Annotated in this window: 15 protein-coding genes; 5 read left to right on the forward strand and 10 right to left on the reverse strand. The window is 64.6% G+C overall.

Annotated elements, in window-relative coordinates; translation table 11 throughout:
• The 3 genes from preA to ACROUL_RS12780 form a co-directional block, all read right to left on the reverse strand.
• Positions 1-1,299, reverse strand: a complete 1,299-nt coding sequence (preA, locus tag ACROUL_RS12770; RefSeq protein ID WP_431299847.1) for an NAD-dependent dihydropyrimidine dehydrogenase subunit PreA — start codon at positions 1,297-1,299, stop codon at positions 1-3.
• Between the two features lie 69 nt (positions 1,300-1,368).
• Positions 1,369-1,905, reverse strand: a complete 537-nt coding sequence (locus tag ACROUL_RS12775) for a DedA family protein (protein WP_431299848.1) — start codon at positions 1,903-1,905, stop codon at positions 1,369-1,371.
• 63 nt (positions 1,906-1,968) lie between these two features.
• Entirely contained in the window at positions 1,969-3,291 is a 1,323-nt protein-coding gene (locus ACROUL_RS12780) for an NAD(P)-dependent oxidoreductase (RefSeq protein WP_431299849.1), read from the reverse strand.
• Between the two features lie 239 nt (positions 3,292-3,530).
• Here ACROUL_RS12780 and accB point away from each other — a divergent pair, with 239 nt between their 5' ends.
• Genes accB through aat form a run of 3 tightly spaced genes read left to right on the forward strand, consistent with a single transcriptional unit; the run spans position 3,531 to position 6,088 of the window.
• The gene (gene accB, locus ACROUL_RS12785; RefSeq protein WP_431299850.1) at positions 3,531-4,019 is read left to right on the forward strand and encodes an acetyl-CoA carboxylase biotin carboxyl carrier protein; all 489 of its coding nucleotides are present in this window, start codon (positions 3,531-3,533) and stop codon (positions 4,017-4,019) included.
• Between the two features lie 4 nt (positions 4,020-4,023).
• Positions 4,024-5,373, forward strand: coding sequence for an acetyl-CoA carboxylase biotin carboxylase subunit (accC, locus tag ACROUL_RS12790; protein ID WP_431299851.1), 1,350 nt, complete (start codon positions 4,024-4,026; stop codon positions 5,371-5,373).
• A 34-nt stretch (positions 5,374-5,407) separates the two neighbouring features.
• Complete coding sequence (gene aat / locus ACROUL_RS12795) at positions 5,408-6,088, forward strand: leucyl/phenylalanyl-tRNA--protein transferase (RefSeq protein WP_431299852.1); 681 nt, start codon at positions 5,408-5,410, stop codon at positions 6,086-6,088.
• On the opposite strand, the gene ACROUL_RS12800 is transcribed toward aat, so the two are convergent.
• The 5 genes from ACROUL_RS12800 to ACROUL_RS12820 form a co-directional block, all read right to left on the reverse strand.
• Positions 6,010-6,405, reverse strand: coding sequence for a DUF2155 domain-containing protein (locus tag ACROUL_RS12800; protein ID WP_431299853.1), 396 nt, complete (start codon positions 6,403-6,405; stop codon positions 6,010-6,012). The genes aat and ACROUL_RS12800 overlap by 79 nt on opposite strands.
• Positions 6,402-6,866 (reverse strand): outer membrane lipid asymmetry maintenance protein MlaD, encoded by a 465-nt coding sequence (mlaD, locus tag ACROUL_RS12805; protein ID WP_431299854.1) that lies wholly within the window; start codon positions 6,864-6,866, stop codon positions 6,402-6,404. The genes ACROUL_RS12800 and mlaD overlap by 4 nt, the downstream gene beginning before the upstream one ends.
• Complete coding sequence (locus ACROUL_RS12810; protein WP_431299855.1) at positions 6,866-7,240, reverse strand: NADH:ubiquinone oxidoreductase subunit NDUFA12; 375 nt, start codon at positions 7,238-7,240, stop codon at positions 6,866-6,868. Before ACROUL_RS12810 ends, mlaD begins: the two co-directional genes overlap by 1 nt.
• A 137-nt stretch (positions 7,241-7,377) precedes the next feature.
• Complete coding sequence (gene clpX, locus ACROUL_RS12815) at positions 7,378-8,640, reverse strand: ATP-dependent Clp protease ATP-binding subunit ClpX (protein WP_431299856.1); 1,263 nt, start codon at positions 8,638-8,640, stop codon at positions 7,378-7,380.
• Between the two features lie 137 nt (positions 8,641-8,777).
• On the reverse strand, positions 8,778-9,410 hold the full coding sequence (locus ACROUL_RS12820) for an ATP-dependent Clp protease proteolytic subunit (RefSeq protein ID WP_431299857.1): 633 nt from the start codon (positions 9,408-9,410) through the stop codon (positions 8,778-8,780).
• Positions 9,411-9,556: 146 nt separating this feature from the next.
• Here ACROUL_RS12820 and ACROUL_RS12825 point away from each other — a divergent pair, with 146 nt between their 5' ends.
• Positions 9,557-10,729, forward strand: coding sequence for an FAD-binding domain-containing protein (locus ACROUL_RS12825; RefSeq protein WP_431299858.1), 1,173 nt, complete (start codon positions 9,557-9,559; stop codon positions 10,727-10,729).
• A 3-nt stretch (positions 10,730-10,732) separates the two neighbouring features.
• On the opposite strand, the gene ACROUL_RS12830 is transcribed toward ACROUL_RS12825, so the two are convergent.
• Positions 10,733-11,344: a CDP-alcohol phosphatidyltransferase family protein gene (locus tag ACROUL_RS12830; RefSeq protein WP_431299859.1), complete on the reverse strand. Its 612-nt coding sequence runs from the start codon at positions 11,342-11,344 to the stop codon at positions 10,733-10,735.
• A gap of 246 nt (positions 11,345-11,590) precedes the next feature.
• Here ACROUL_RS12830 and ACROUL_RS12835 point away from each other — a divergent pair, with 246 nt between their 5' ends.
• Positions 11,591-12,076: a CAP domain-containing protein gene (locus ACROUL_RS12835; protein ID WP_431299860.1), complete on the forward strand. Its 486-nt coding sequence runs from the start codon at positions 11,591-11,593 to the stop codon at positions 12,074-12,076.
• 3 nt (positions 12,077-12,079) lie between these two features.
• Here ACROUL_RS12835 and ACROUL_RS12840 read toward each other — a convergent pair whose 3' ends face one another.
• Complete coding sequence (locus ACROUL_RS12840) at positions 12,080-13,402, reverse strand: ATP-binding protein (RefSeq protein ID WP_431299861.1); 1,323 nt, start codon at positions 13,400-13,402, stop codon at positions 12,080-12,082.
• Positions 13,403-13,427: the final 25 nt, after the last annotated feature.

The following is a 13,427-nucleotide window of genomic DNA, read 5'->3' on the forward strand; positions in this document are numbered from 1 at the left end:
TCACTCCGCTGCGACGGCGCCGGGGTTGTTGGGGTGCGTCGTCCAGTTGGCGTAGTCACTGACAGGCTTGCCGGTGCGCAGGTCGATGGCACCTTTCGGAAGTTCCTCCATCGTGATGCAGTCATCGACCGGGCATACGTTGACGCACAGGTTGCAGGCGACGCATTCGTCGTCCTTCACGGTGAAGACGCGGTCAGGGGTCATCGCGATGGCCTGGTGGCTGGTATCCTCGCAGGCCGCGAAGCAGCGCCCGCAGGAAATGCAGAGATCCTGGTTTATGCGGGCCTTGGTGACGTAGTTGAGGTTCAACTCCTGCCATTCGACGAAGTTCGGCACGGCGCGGCCGACGAGGTCGGACAGCGCCATATCCTTTTCATCGAGGTATTGCGACAGGCCGGAGATCATTTCCTGCACGATCTTGAAGCCGTAGGTCATGGCTGCGGTGCAGACCTGCACGTTGCCCGCGCCAAGTGCCAGGAATTCAGCGGCATCGCGCCAGGTGGTGACGCCGCCGATGCCGGAGATCGGCAGGCCGCGGGTTTCGCGGTTGCGGGCGATTTCTGCCACCATGTTGAGCGCGATGGGCTTGACGGCGGGGCCGCAGTAACCGCCGTGCGAGCCTTTGCCGTCGATCATCGGGAACGGCGAGAAGTGGTCGAGATCGACGTTGGTGATGGATTTCACCGTGTTGATGAGGCTGACCGCATCCGCCCCACCCCGATGCGCGGCCTCTGCGGGCGGGAGGATCGAGGTGACGTTGGGGGTAAGCTTCACGATGCAGGGCATGCGAGAGTATTGCTTGACCCAGCGGGTGACCATTTCGATGTATTCCGGCACCTGCCCCACCGCCGAGCCCATGCCGCGTTCGGCCATGCCGTGCGGGCAGCCGAAGTTCAATTCGACCCCGTCGGCCTCGGTATCCTCGATCTGGGCCAGGATGGCCTTCCACGAATCCTCGTCGCAGGGGACCATCAGACTGATGATCATCGCCCGGTCCTTGTAGTCGCGCTTGACGGACTTGATCTCGCGCAGGTTCACCTCGAGCGGGCGGTCGGTGATGAGTTCGATGTTGTTCAGGCCCAGCAGGCGGCGATCGGCGCCCCAGATAGCGCCGTAGCGCGGGCCGTTTACGTTGACGATGGGCGGGCCTTCGGAACCGAGGGTCTTCCAGACCACCCCGCCCCACCCGGCCTCGAAGGCGCGGCGGACGTTGTATTCCTTGTCCGTGGGCGGCGCGGAAGCCAGCCAGAACGGATTGGGGGATTTGATGCCGATGAAGTTCGAGGCAAGGCTTGCCATTGCGTCCTCCTCAGGAAAAGACGGCGGCGCCCCGCGGGGCGGCCAGCGGTGGGGTGGATGGGGAAAGGGTCAGAAACCGAGCGCGCGCCAGATCCAGCCGAAGACGTAGCCCGCAACCTCGCCGAATTTCGGCGTGACATAGGCCCAGAGCGCGCAGCCGACGACGTTGATCACGATAAAGACCGGCAGGTTCAGCCGGGCGATGCCGGCCATCAGGAACACCACCGCGCGCAAGGGGCCGAAGAAGTGGCCGATCAGCACGGCAAGCGCCCCCCAGCGGCGGAAGGCGGCGTTGCCCTTTTCGATCAGGTCCGCATGTTTGGCGACCGGACGGAACGACAGAAGCGTGTCGCCGTACACCCAGCCTATCGCGTAGGAGATGAACGAGCCAATGATCGCACCGATCGTCGCCCCGGCCCAGATCGGCAGGAAATCCACCTGCCCCGTCGCCACCAGCGCGCCCACGCCCAGAAGGATCGCTGTCGAGGGGATGACGATCGAGATCAACGCAAGATTCTCGCCGATGGCGAAGACCAGCGAGATCCAGAATGCCCAGGCGGCGTTTTCCCGCACGAAGGCCAGGGTGGTTTCGATGAGCGCGTCCATTGGCCTCGTGGTCCGAAAACTGGCCCAGCGATAGACGCCGGGCGGTGGATGCGCAAGCCGGAGTCATCGCTGGCCCATCAGATGTCGGTGAATCGCCTCGGCGGCGTCGCGGCCTTCGGCGACGGCGGTGACGGTCAGATCCTCCCCCCCCGCAGCGCAGTCGCCGCCAACCCAGACGCGGGCAGCGGGACCCGCGATCTTGCCACCGGCCACCGGAAGACCCTCGGGCGCGCCGTCCAAAGTTTGTCCGATGGCCTTGAACACCTGGTCGGCCTTCAGGGTAAAGGTTTCTGGCCGCAGGGTCAGGCCGTTCGGGCCATCTTCGGTGTAGGCGAATTCCACCGCTTCGGCGCGACCATCACCCAGAACGCGGAGGGGTGCCGCGTTGTGGATGATGCGGACACCGGCCTTGACGGCGTGCTCCTGTTCGTAGCTGGACGCGCTCATCTTCTCGGCGCCTCGGCGGTAGACGATGGTGACGTTTTCCGCGCCGAGAAGCTTGGACTGGACGGCGGCGTCCACGGCGGTCATGCCGCCGCCGATCACCACAACATCGCGGCCAACCGGAAGGGTGGAGAGGTCGCCGGACTGGCGCAACTCGGCGATGAAGTCGACGGCGTTGCGCACGCCCGCCAGTTCCTCGCCCGCCGCGCGCAAGGCGTTGACGCCAGCGAGGCCGATGCCAAGGAACACCGCGTCATAGTCTGCGGTCAGTTGGGCAAGTGTCACATCGCGGCCAAGTTCGACCCCGGTTCGGATTTCGATGCCGCCGATTTTTAGCAGCCAGTCAACCTCGGCCTGCGCGAAGCCGTTCGTCGCCTTGTAGGAGGCGATGCCGTATTCGTTGAGGCCACCTGCCTTGGCGCGGCGTTCCAGCACCACGACGTCGTGCCCGTGCATTGCCAGACGGTGCGCGCAGGCAAGGCCCGCTGGCCCTGCGCCCACGACCGCAACGCGCAGGCCGGTGGGGACGGCGCGCTTGAAGGGGTGGACGCCCTTTTGCATCACGACGTCGGTCGCGTAGCGTTGCAGGAGACCGATTTCGACCGGCTTGCCTTCGGCGGCTTCGCGGACGCAAGCCTCTTCGCACAGGGTTTCGGTGGGGCAGACGCGGGCGCACATGCCACCGAGGATGTTCTGATCCCAGATCGTCTTTGCGGCCGCTTCGGGCGTGCCGGTGGCGATCTGGCGGATGAAGAGGGGAATGTCGATCGAGGTCGGGCAGGCCGTGATGCAGGGCGCATCGTGGCAGAAGTAGCAACGATCCGCCGCCACCCGCGCCTCGTGCGCATCGAAGGGCGGCGTGTGATCGTCGAAGTTTGCCTGATAGGCGGTGGCTGGCAGGCGGCCCGGAACGATGCCGGGCGTCAGCGGGCTGTTCGTCATCGGTCGCGTGACCTCCCCTTGTTTCCCTGAGGGAAAGGCTTGCACAGGTTCTTTTTTTTATCAAACGGTAAATTTTTGGCGGAAGGGTTTTTCGTGAAGCCGGCCCGGTTGGCGGGAAAACTGCCCAAAACGGCGGCACCAAGATCGCCGCTTTTCAGCCATGACGGCCTCGCGTATAAGCGCCAGACGCAACGCTGTGCGAAACGCGCGGCCAAGAAACGTCAATGGCAGAGGACGGCATGAGCAAACAGAACCCGGACGCAGACGTCGCCTTCATCTCGGCGCTCGCAGAACTTCTGAACAAGAACGATCTGACCGAGCTATCGGTAAAGCGCGAATACGGCGAGGATGACAGCCTTGACGTGCGCGTGGTCAAGCAATCGAACATCGTTTCGGTGACGACTGCCGCCCCTGCCCCGGCGCAGCATTACGCCCCTGCCCCCGCTGCGGTGGCGGCTGCTGCCCCCGCAGCGCCGGAAGATCCGGCGCAACATCCGGGTGCGGTCACCTCGCCTATGGTTGGCACGGTGTATCTGTCGGCCGAACCGGGGGCGACGCCGTTTGTCGCCATCGGCCAGGCGGTGACGGAAGGTCAGACCGTGCTGATCATCGAGGCGATGAAAACCATGAACCACATCCCCGCGCCGCGTGCCGGCACGGTCAAGCGCATCGTCGTCGAGGATGGATCGCCCGTCGAATACGGCGCGCCCTTGATGATCATCGAGTAGCGCCATGTTCGAGAAAATCCTGATCGCCAATCGGGGCGAGATTGCCCTTCGCGTGATCCGCGCCTGCCAGGAAATGGGGATCAAGTCGGTCGCGGTGCATTCGACCGCCGACACCGATGCGATGCATGTGCGGATGGCGGACGAAAGCGTCTGCATCGGACCTGCACCAAGTTCGGAAAGCTATCTGTCGAAGGCGGCGATAATCTCGGCCTGCGAGATCACGGGCGCGCAGGCGGTGCATCCGGGCTACGGGTTCCTGAGCGAGAACGCGGCCTTCGCACAGGCGCTGGAAGACCACGGGCTGACGTTCATCGGCCCGTCTGCGGAACACATCCGCATCATGGGCGACAAGATCACCGCCAAGGAGACCGCAAAGGCGCTGGGGATTCCGGTGGTGCCGGGGTCGGAAGGCGGCGTGGCGGACTTTGAGAGCGCAATTGGTGTGGCGGCGGGGATCGGGTTTCCCGTGATCATCAAGGCGACCGCTGGCGGCGGCGGGCGCGGGATGAAGGTCGCCAAGAACGCCGAGGAGCTGGAAGTGGCCTTCCGCACCGCGCGGTCCGAGGCGAAGAACGCCTTTGGCAACGACGAGGTCTATATCGAGAAATACCTGCAAAAGCCGCGCCATATCGAGATTCAGGTGTTCGGTGACGGCAAGGGCAAGGCGGTGCATCTGGGCGAACGCGACTGTTCGTTGCAGCGCCGCCACCAGAAGGTGTTCGAAGAGGCCCCCGGCCCCGCGATTACCCCGGCGATGCGGGCGCGGATCGGCAAGGTTTGCGCCGATGCCGTTGCCAAGATCAACTATATCGGCGCAGGGACAATCGAGTTCCTGTATGAGGACGGCGAGTTCTACTTCATCGAGATGAACACGCGGTTGCAGGTGGAACATCCGGTGACCGAGGCGATCTTTGGCGTCGACCTTGTGCGCGAACAGATCCGGGTGGCGGCGGGGATGGAGATGTCCTTCGGGCAGGATGATCTGGAGATCAACGGTCACGCCATCGAGGTGCGGATCAACGCCGAGAAGCTGCCGAACTTCTCGCCCTGTCCCGGCCGGGTGCGGATGTTCCACGCGCCGGGTGGCTATGGCGTGCGGATGGATAGCGCGCTGTATTCGGGCTATTCGATCCCGCCCTATTACGACAGCCTGATCGGCAAGCTGATCGTGCATGGCCGCGACCGGCCCGAGGCTTTGGCGCGCCTGCGGCGGGCGTTGGGTGAATTGGTGGTGGACGGCATCGACACGACGACGCCCCTGTTTCATGCGCTTCTGGCGGAGCCTGATATCCAGTCGGGCGATTACACCATCCATTGGCTTGAGAAATGGCTCGCCAACCAGTTCGGCAACTGAGCGAAGGGGCGGCACCCGCCCCTTCCCCGCGCTGATGCAGATCGGCCCGCACCCTGATCTGACGCCTGAAACGCTGCTGCGCGGGTATGCGTTGGGGATTTTCCCGATGGCCGAAAGCCGCGACGATACCGAAGTGCATTGGGTCGATCCGCGCAAGCGGGGCATTCTGCCATTGGACGGCTTTCACATCTCGCGCAGTCTGGCGCGGCATATCCGGCGCGCTGGCGTGACCGTGACGGTGGACCGGGCATTTGACGCGGTCGTGACAGCCTGCGCCGACCGCGAGGAGACGTGGATCAGCCGCCAGATCCAGACGCTGTACCGCGCGCTGCATGCGGCGGGGTTTGCGCATAGCCTTGAGGTCTGGGAGGGCGACACGCTGGTGGGCGGGGTCTACGGGGTAAAGCTTGGCTCGGCGTTCTTTGGCGAAAGCATGTTCTCGCGCCGCACCGATGCGTCAAAGCTGGCGCTGGCCTGGCTGGTGGACAGGCTGCGGGCGGGCGGCTTCACGCTGTTCGATACCCAGTTCCTGACGCCGCATCTTGCCAGCCTGGGCGGGGTGGAAGTGTCGCGCGGCGCCTATCACCAGATGTTGCAGGATGCCTTGTCCCGGAGCGCGACTTTTGATCCGCCGGGCTATTCGCCCTCGGCCGCCGGGGTCGTGGCGGGGTCGGCGATTTCGGGCAGCACGCAGCGCAGCACCCAGACATCGTAGCGCGGATGATCGAGCGCCGACAGCGCGGGGCTGGAGGCAAGCATCCAGCCGGAGAACACGGTCTTTTGCAGCCCGCCATCCACCATCGTCAGATGCGCCTCGGCGTCGGAGGCGGGGTTGTCGGTGGGGTAGCGGCAGCTGTCAAGTTGCACCACGAGGCGGCCGATCTTGGCCGATTGGCCGCGGCTGAGTTCGACGTCACCGGTTTCGCTGGTCAGCTTGTCAAGCCAGCGCAGGGTGCCGCCTTCGGCCTCGGTATAGCTCTGCGCCATCGCGGGGCTGGCGAGGATGGCGGCCAGAAGTGCCAACCGCTTCATGGCGTCGCCGTTTCGTCCGCGCTGTCGCCGCCGACGAATTTCATCAGGAGGGTGATGAGGCTGACCGCACCTTGCGTGTCTTCGATCTCGGACCCCGGTTCGAGGTTTTCCAAGGCGCCGCCGGGAATGATCTCGACGAAGTTGCCGCCCAGAAGCCCTTCGGAAGAAATCAGAATCGCGGAATCGGTGGGAAGCTGGATGGTGTCCTGCAGTTCGATTCTGGCGTCGGCGAAGAAGGTTTGCGGGTTCAGCGTCAGGTCCGTGATGCTGCCGACCTTGACGCCGGCAAGCCGCACATCCGACCCGATGGTGATGCCTTCGACCGAGCGGAAGCTGGCGGTCAGCGGATAGGTTCCGGCCTCGCGGGCGAAGCCTGCACCGTTGGCGGCGTAGAGGAAGAACCCTGCCGCCACCACCATCACGGCCGCGCCGGCCGCAATCTCTGCGCGCTCATACGCCATCACTCGGGCTGCCACGCCTCGTAGTCGCGCCGGGCGACGGGGTCGGCCTTGCGGATTGAGCCGGGGGGCACATAGGCGGTATCGGTGCCGGTCATGTTGGCTTCGTGGGTCTTTTCCCAAGGCTTGTGCTTGAGCGGAGCCACGGTTGGCGGCTGGTCAAAGGTGTGGTGCAGCCAGCCGTGCCAATCGGGCGTCACGCGCGATGCTTCCATATCGCCGTTGAAGATGACCCAGCGGCGCTTGCGGTCGCGGGTTTCGTAGAAGATGTTTCCTGCCGCATCCTCGCCCACCTTCACGCCATTGCGTGCGGTGAAGATCTGGGTGCCCAGCGTCTGGCTGTTCCACCAGGTCAGAAGACGTTTCAGAAAATACATGCGCAAGCCTCCGTCGTTGGTTCCATATGACCGAAACCGCCCGCAAGGTCTAGGGTCAAGCCAAGCCTGCGGCGGGTTGGCGCAAAGGAAAAGGCGGGCAAACTGCCCGCCTTGATCCGTAACGCAGCAAAGGCCGTTCAGGCCTTCACGGCGTCTTTCTTTTTCGTCTCGGTGTAGACCAGCATGGGCTTGGCACCGTTGTTGACCGCTTCGTCCTTGACCACGACTTCTTCGACCGAGTCCATGCCCGGGAGTTCGAACATGGTGTCGAGGAGGATATCCTCCATGATCGATCGCAGGCCGCGAGCGCCGGTCTTGCGCTTGATCGCGCGCTTGGCGATGGCGGTCAGGGCGTCGGGGGTGAAGGTCAGCTTGGTGCCTTCGATTTCGAACAGACGCTGGTATTGCTTGACGAGCGCGTTCTTCGGTTCGGTCAGGATCGTCACCAGCGCCGCCTCGTCGAGGTCGGTCAGGGTGGCGATCACCGGCAGACGACCCACGAATTCCGGGATCAGGCCGAATTTCAGGAGGTCTTCCGGCTCAAGCTCCTTGAAGAGTTCCCCCACACCGCGTTCCTCGGGACCCTTGACGTCGGCGCCAAAGCCGATACCCGAACCCTTGTTGCGCTGTGCGATGATCTTTTCCAGCCCAGCAAACGCGCCGCCGCAGATGAAGAGGATGTTGGTCGTGTCCACCTGCAGGAATTCCTGCTGCGGATGCTTGCGGCCACCTTGCGGCGGAACGCTGGCGACGGTGCCTTCCATGATCTTCAGAAGCGCCTGTTGCACGCCCTCGCCCGACACGTCGCGGGTGATGGAGGGATTGTCGGACTTGCGGGTGATCTTGTCGACCTCATCGATGTAGACGATGCCGCGCTGCGCGCGTTCGACGTTGTATTCGGAGGCTTGAAGCAGTTTCAGGATGATGTTTTCGACGTCTTCGCCGACATAGCCGGCTTCGGTAAGCGTGGTGGCATCTGCCATCGTGAAGGGCACGTCGAGGATGCGGGCCAGAGTCTGCGCCAGCAGGGTCTTGCCGCAGCCGGTCGGGCCGATCAGAAGGATGTTCGACTTTGACAGCTCGATATCCGTCTTGGACGAATGGTTGAGCCGCTTGTAGTGGTTGTGGACCGCCACCGACAGAACCCGCTTGGCGTGGATCTGGCCGATCACGTAATCGTCGAGCACCTTGCAGATATCGCGCGGCGTCGGCACCCCGTCGGTGGACTTCAGGCCCGAGGTCTTGGTCTCTTCGCGGATGATGTCCATGCAGAGTTCGACGCATTCGTCGCAGATAAAGACCGTTGGGCCCGCGATCAGCTTGCGCACCTCATGCTGGCTTTTGCCGCAGAAGGAACAGTAAAGCGTATTCTTGCTGTCGCTGCCTGAATTATTCGCCATCCGCAGTCCTCTAGCCGCTGTCGCCAAAACTGACCGGGAACCTGGTCAGCGAGTGTTATGTGGAGCTTAGGCCAAGCCCGAAAGCTCCACAATCGCAAATCGCCCCGCAAGCGTCATGCAGCCACGGGGCGCCGTTATCACTTGGACGTGTCGTCCGCCTTGCCGCGGCTTTCGAGGATGCTGTCGATCAGCCCCCAGGCCTTGGCATCTTCGGCCGACATGAAGTTGTCGCGTTCCAGCGCAGCTTCGACCGCCTCGTAGGTGTTGCCGGTGTGCTTGACGTAGATCTCGTTCAGACGGCGCTTCAGCTTTTCCGTCTCGCGGGCGTGGATCATGATGTCGGTCGCCTGACCCTGATAGCCGCCCGAGGGCTGGTGAACCATGACGCGGCTGTTCGGCAGGGAAAAGCGCATCCCAGGATGCCCGGCCGTCAGCAGCAACGAGCCCATCGAGGCCGCCTGCCCGATCACCAGCGTCGAGACCTTCGGCTTGATGTACTGCATCGTGTCGTAGATCGAGAGGCCCGAGGTCACCACGCCGCCGGGCGAGTTGATGTACATCGAGATTTCCTTGGACGGGTTTTCCGATTCAAGGAACAGAAGCTGGGCGCAGATCAGGCTGGACATGCCGTCATGCACCGGGCCGCCGAGGAAGATGATCCGCTCCTTCAGCATCCGGCTGAAGATGTCGTAGGCACGTTCGCCCCGGCTGGTCTGTTCGACGACCATGGGGACGAGGGTATTCATGTAGTGGTCTACCGGATCGCGCATCTGAGCCCTGCCTCTGTCATTCGTGTCGGAATATCGCCTGAAGTGTTGCCAGAGTCTTAGTGGCGCGTCGCGGGGGCCGCAAGGGCGGGTCTGCAAAACGGGGCGAGCCGCCTTGCCGCAGAGCGCAGGCGGCTTAAACCCGGTGCATGACAGATTTCATTCCCCTTCCCACCCGCGCGGCGGGGCTGGCCCGGCTGCACGGCTTTTTGCCGCGTGCGGGGCTGGCCTATGCGGCGAACCGCAATCGCGACGTGGCGGGCCATCCGCACGTGTCGGGTCTGTCACCATGGCTGCGCCACCGGCTGGTGACCGAGGCCGAGGTGATTGCAGCGGTACAGGCGGCGTATCCGGGCGGTGCGGACAAGTTTCTGGCCGAAGTCTGGTGGCGGACCTACTGGAAAGGCTGGCTGGAACTGCGCCCGGCGGTGTGGTCTGACTACCGGCAGGGGCTGCATGCGGCACTGGACCGGGTGCAGGTCGAAGCGGGGCTTCGGGCGCGATGGGAGGATGCCTGCGAGGGACGGACCGGCATTGACGGGTTCGATCACTGGGCGCGCGAACTGGGGGCGACGGGCTATCTGCACAACCATGCGCGGATGTGGTTCGCCTCGATCTGGATCTTCACTCTGGGGTTGCCGTGGGAGTTGGGGGCGGATTTCTTTCTGCGGCATTTGATCGACGGCGATCCTGCGTCGAACACGCTGAGCTGGCGGTGGGTCGCGGGGCTGCACACGCCGGGCAAGACCTATCTTGCGACGGCCGACAACATCGCGCGGAACACCGAAGGGCGATTTGCACCGCAGGGGCTGGCCACAGTTGCCCTGCCGTTGCGGGGTACGCCGCACCCTGCCCCGCGCCCAGCCCCGCTTGGTGACACGCCCGACCCGGCCGCGCCTGCGCTGGTTCTTGTGACCGAGGAGGATCTTTCGGCCGAGCCGGTGACCGTGCCCTGCCCCCTGGTCGGCGTCGCGGCGCTGAGCCATCCGGCAGGGCGGTCGCCGCTGACGGTAGCACCTGCGGTCATGGCGTTCACCGCAAAGGCGCTGGACGATGCGCTGGAACGGCTGGAGGCACCGCAGGCGCGGCGGTTCGGGGCGGCGGACCTCGCGGCGCTGGTAGATCACGCGGCGGCCCTTGGCGCGCGGCAGATCATGACGCCCTATGCCCCGGTCGGGCCGGTGGCGCACCTGCTTGCCGAAGTGCAAAAGCTGGCCGAACCGCGTGGCCTTTCGCTGGTCAGGGTGCTGCGCGCACATGACCGAGATGCTTGGCCCCATGCGACGCATGGCTTCTTTCGGTTTCGCGAGGCGGTGATGTGACGGTCAGCGCCCGAACACGCGCCGAGCGAGCAGGACACGGGAGACCGTCGTGACGACACAGAGGCTGCCGAACACCCAGGCCGCCGGGACAAACAGCGCGGGCCACATCGCGATCACAAGGAAGAACGCTATGGTTTCCGTGCCTTCCAGCAAACCGGCGGTGAAATAGAGCGACTTTTCGCCCCGGCTGCTGGTTTCCAGACCACGCTTTGCCGCCAGAACAGCATAGCCAAGGAAACTGGCGCCGTTGGCGTAGAAGGTCGCGATCAGGAACGCCCCCGCCACGCCGTTAACCGCCGGATCGCGCAGCACGAATGCCAGCGGAACCGCACCGTAGAACACGAAATCGCAGACGATATCGAGGTAGCCGCCGAAATCGGTCTTGCCCTGCGCCCGCGCAACAGCGCCGTCCAACCCATCGGCCAGTCGGCTTGCAAGGATCGGCAGCGCCACGATCAGACCCGCCTCGCCAGCGCCGATCAGCGCGGCGGCAATCAGCCCGATTGCCAGCCCGGCAAGCGTCACCGCGTTTGCATGAGCCCCGCGGTTGGCCAGCCAGACGCCGCCACGATTGAGCGGCGCGTCGATCAATCCGCGCATGAAACCGTCCAGCATCCACCGCCCCGCGTTCAACGCGGGCTACAAAACCATGTCGCCCGCTGCGAGGCCAGTCACTTTGGCGTTTCCGGTTGCGCGGCAGCTTGCCCAAACGGGACGTCCGGGCCAGCGGTTGCTCGCCTTTGACGTGCGCCCGGCCAAGCTGACTATCGCAATACATCATATTTCCCGCCAGTTTTCGCCTTAGTCTGGCCCAAGACTCTCGCAACGCTGCCGGTGTTGCCACCTGTGGGAGAATTCTCGATGTCGTTCCGCCTGTCCTTTGCGGCTGCGCTTGCTGCTGCCGTCGTGTCGGTCTCTGCGGCCGAGGCCGCCTGCAACGTGCCGGCGAACTCTGGCGCGATGCAGGCCGAGTTGATCGACCACCTGAATGCCGAACGCGCCGCGCGCGGTCTGACACCGCTGCGCCTGTCACCCAACCTGGACAAGGCGGCGCAGGGCCACGCCTGCGACAATGCCAAGCGCCAGTCGATCAGCCACGTATCATCCGACGGCAGCCAGCTGCAGAACCGCTTGCGCAGGGCGGGCTATGCCTACCGGACCGCCGCCGAAAACACTGGGCGCGGCTTTGCTTCGGGTGCGCGTGCGGTGCAGTGGTGGATGAATTCGCCGCACCACAAGCACAACATGCTGATCGGGCAGATGCGCGACGTAGGCGTGGGGATCGCGATGAGCGAGGCACCCGACAGCCGGCTGCATTGGATCCTTGTGATGGGCAAGTCGAAGTAGGCGTCAGCGCGCGATCTGCAATTCGGCCTTGAGACCACCCAGACGGTCGCTGTGCAAAAGGCGCAGCATTCCGCCGTGACTCATCGCGATATCAGCTGCGATCGACAAGCCGAGGCCGACCCCGCCGCCCCGGTTCGGGTCGCGCGCGCGGTCCAGCCGTGAAAACGGGCGCATCGCCTCGTCACGCTGATCGGCCGGGATGCCGGGACCGTCATCCTCGACCGCGATGCGCAGTGCGGTGTCAGAAAACTGCAGCGACACCTCGATCTGCCGCCCGAACCGCAGTGCGTTGCCGATCAGGTTCTCGACCGCCCGCGTCACCGCCTGCGGGCGCATCATCACCGGGGATACCCTGCCCTCGACCGCCGCCAGCGTGACCGCGCCACCGCCGCGCCCTGCCGCAGCGATCACACTGCGCACCAGTGCGACGGCATCAACCTCGACCATCTGCTCCATCGCGTCGCCGCGTGCGAAGGCAAGGAACTCGTCCACCATGCGTTCCATCTGCGTCACGTCGGCGAGGAGCGCCTTCACGTCGTCATCCTCGGGCATCAGCGACAGCCCCAGTTTGAGCCGCGTCAGGGGGGTGCGCAAATCGTGGCTGACGCCGGACAGCATCAGCGTGCGCTGTTCGATCTGGCGTTCGATCCGGGCTCGCATATCGAGGAAGGCCCGCCCTGCTGCCCGCACCTCAAGCGCGCCGCGCGGACGGTAGACGACGGCGCGGCCCTTGCCGAAATCATTCGCCGCCTCGGCCAGCCGGGTGATCGGACGCAACTGGTTGCGCAGAAAGGCGTAGGCGATCACCGTCATCAGGATCGAGGTGAAGATCATCAGCACCAAAAGCTGGTGCGGATTGGTCGCGGCCATCCGCCGTCGGTCCAGCTTTACCTGCACCGGCCCGTGCCGACTGTCAAAACGCAGGTTCACCATACGCTCGGGGTCGGTCACGTCAGCGGCCATCAGGTCTGGCAATTTGGCACGCAGCGTGTCGATGATCACCCCGCCCGACAGATCGAACGCGCCGCGCTGGTCGGCCACCGGCGCATCCGGCCCTGCAGGCAGCACAACCTTCAGTTCCAGCGGCCAAGCCACCGCAACCGCCCGGGCGCGGGCATCAGCGGGCGTCGCGCCCTTGGCCACCTCCTCCAGCAGGAACTCAAGGTCGATCGCCACGCCCTGGGTCATCTGCCGGGTGACACCTTCGTAATGGCGCTGGATGAATGCGGTGGACACGACAAGCTGGATCGCGACGATGGGCACGATCAGGATAAGGGCGGCACGCCCGTAAAGGCCGCGCGGGAGGATACGTGGAAACAGAGCCATTGCCCGAAAGCCTAGCCGCAGCGCC

The organism is Tabrizicola sp. BL-A-41-H6 (genome assembly GCF_050632395.1).
In the GTDB taxonomy this organism is placed as follows: Bacteria; Pseudomonadota; Alphaproteobacteria; order Rhodobacterales; family Rhodobacteraceae; genus JAUYQR01.

What these genes read in the sequence shown, in the direction of transcription:
- preA (WP_431299847.1), bottom strand. Translation starts at nt 1,299, where the DNA reads ATGGCAAGCCTTGCCTCGAACTTCATCGGCATCAAATCCCCCAATCCG.
- ACROUL_RS12775 (WP_431299848.1), bottom strand. Translation starts at nt 1,905, where the DNA reads ATGGACGCGCTCATCGAAACCACCCTGGCCTTCGTGCGGGAAAACGCC.
- ACROUL_RS12780 (WP_431299849.1), bottom strand. Translation starts at nt 3,291, where the DNA reads ATGACGAACAGCCCGCTGACGCCCGGCATCGTTCCGGGCCGCCTGCCA.
- accB (WP_431299850.1), top strand. Translation starts at nt 3,531, where the DNA reads ATGAGCAAACAGAACCCGGACGCAGACGTCGCCTTCATCTCGGCGCTC.
- accC (WP_431299851.1), top strand. Translation starts at nt 4,024, where the DNA reads ATGTTCGAGAAAATCCTGATCGCCAATCGGGGCGAGATTGCCCTTCGC.
- aat (WP_431299852.1), top strand. Translation starts at nt 5,408, where the DNA reads ATGCAGATCGGCCCGCACCCTGATCTGACGCCTGAAACGCTGCTGCGC.
- ACROUL_RS12800 (WP_431299853.1), bottom strand. Translation starts at nt 6,405, where the DNA reads ATGAAGCGGTTGGCACTTCTGGCCGCCATCCTCGCCAGCCCCGCGATG.
- mlaD (WP_431299854.1), bottom strand. Translation starts at nt 6,866, where the DNA reads ATGGCGTATGAGCGCGCAGAGATTGCGGCCGGCGCGGCCGTGATGGTG.
- ACROUL_RS12810 (WP_431299855.1), bottom strand. Translation starts at nt 7,240, where the DNA reads ATGTATTTTCTGAAACGTCTTCTGACCTGGTGGAACAGCCAGACGCTG.
- clpX (WP_431299856.1), bottom strand. Translation starts at nt 8,640, where the DNA reads ATGGCGAATAATTCAGGCAGCGACAGCAAGAATACGCTTTACTGTTCC.
- ACROUL_RS12820 (WP_431299857.1), bottom strand. Translation starts at nt 9,410, where the DNA reads ATGCGCGATCCGGTAGACCACTACATGAATACCCTCGTCCCCATGGTC.
- ACROUL_RS12825 (WP_431299858.1), top strand. Translation starts at nt 9,557, where the DNA reads ATGACAGATTTCATTCCCCTTCCCACCCGCGCGGCGGGGCTGGCCCGG.
- ACROUL_RS12830 (WP_431299859.1), bottom strand. Translation starts at nt 11,344, where the DNA reads ATGCTGGACGGTTTCATGCGCGGATTGATCGACGCGCCGCTCAATCGT.
- ACROUL_RS12835 (WP_431299860.1), top strand. Translation starts at nt 11,591, where the DNA reads ATGTCGTTCCGCCTGTCCTTTGCGGCTGCGCTTGCTGCTGCCGTCGTG.
- ACROUL_RS12840 (WP_431299861.1), bottom strand. Translation starts at nt 13,402, where the DNA reads ATGGCTCTGTTTCCACGTATCCTCCCGCGCGGCCTTTACGGGCGTGCC.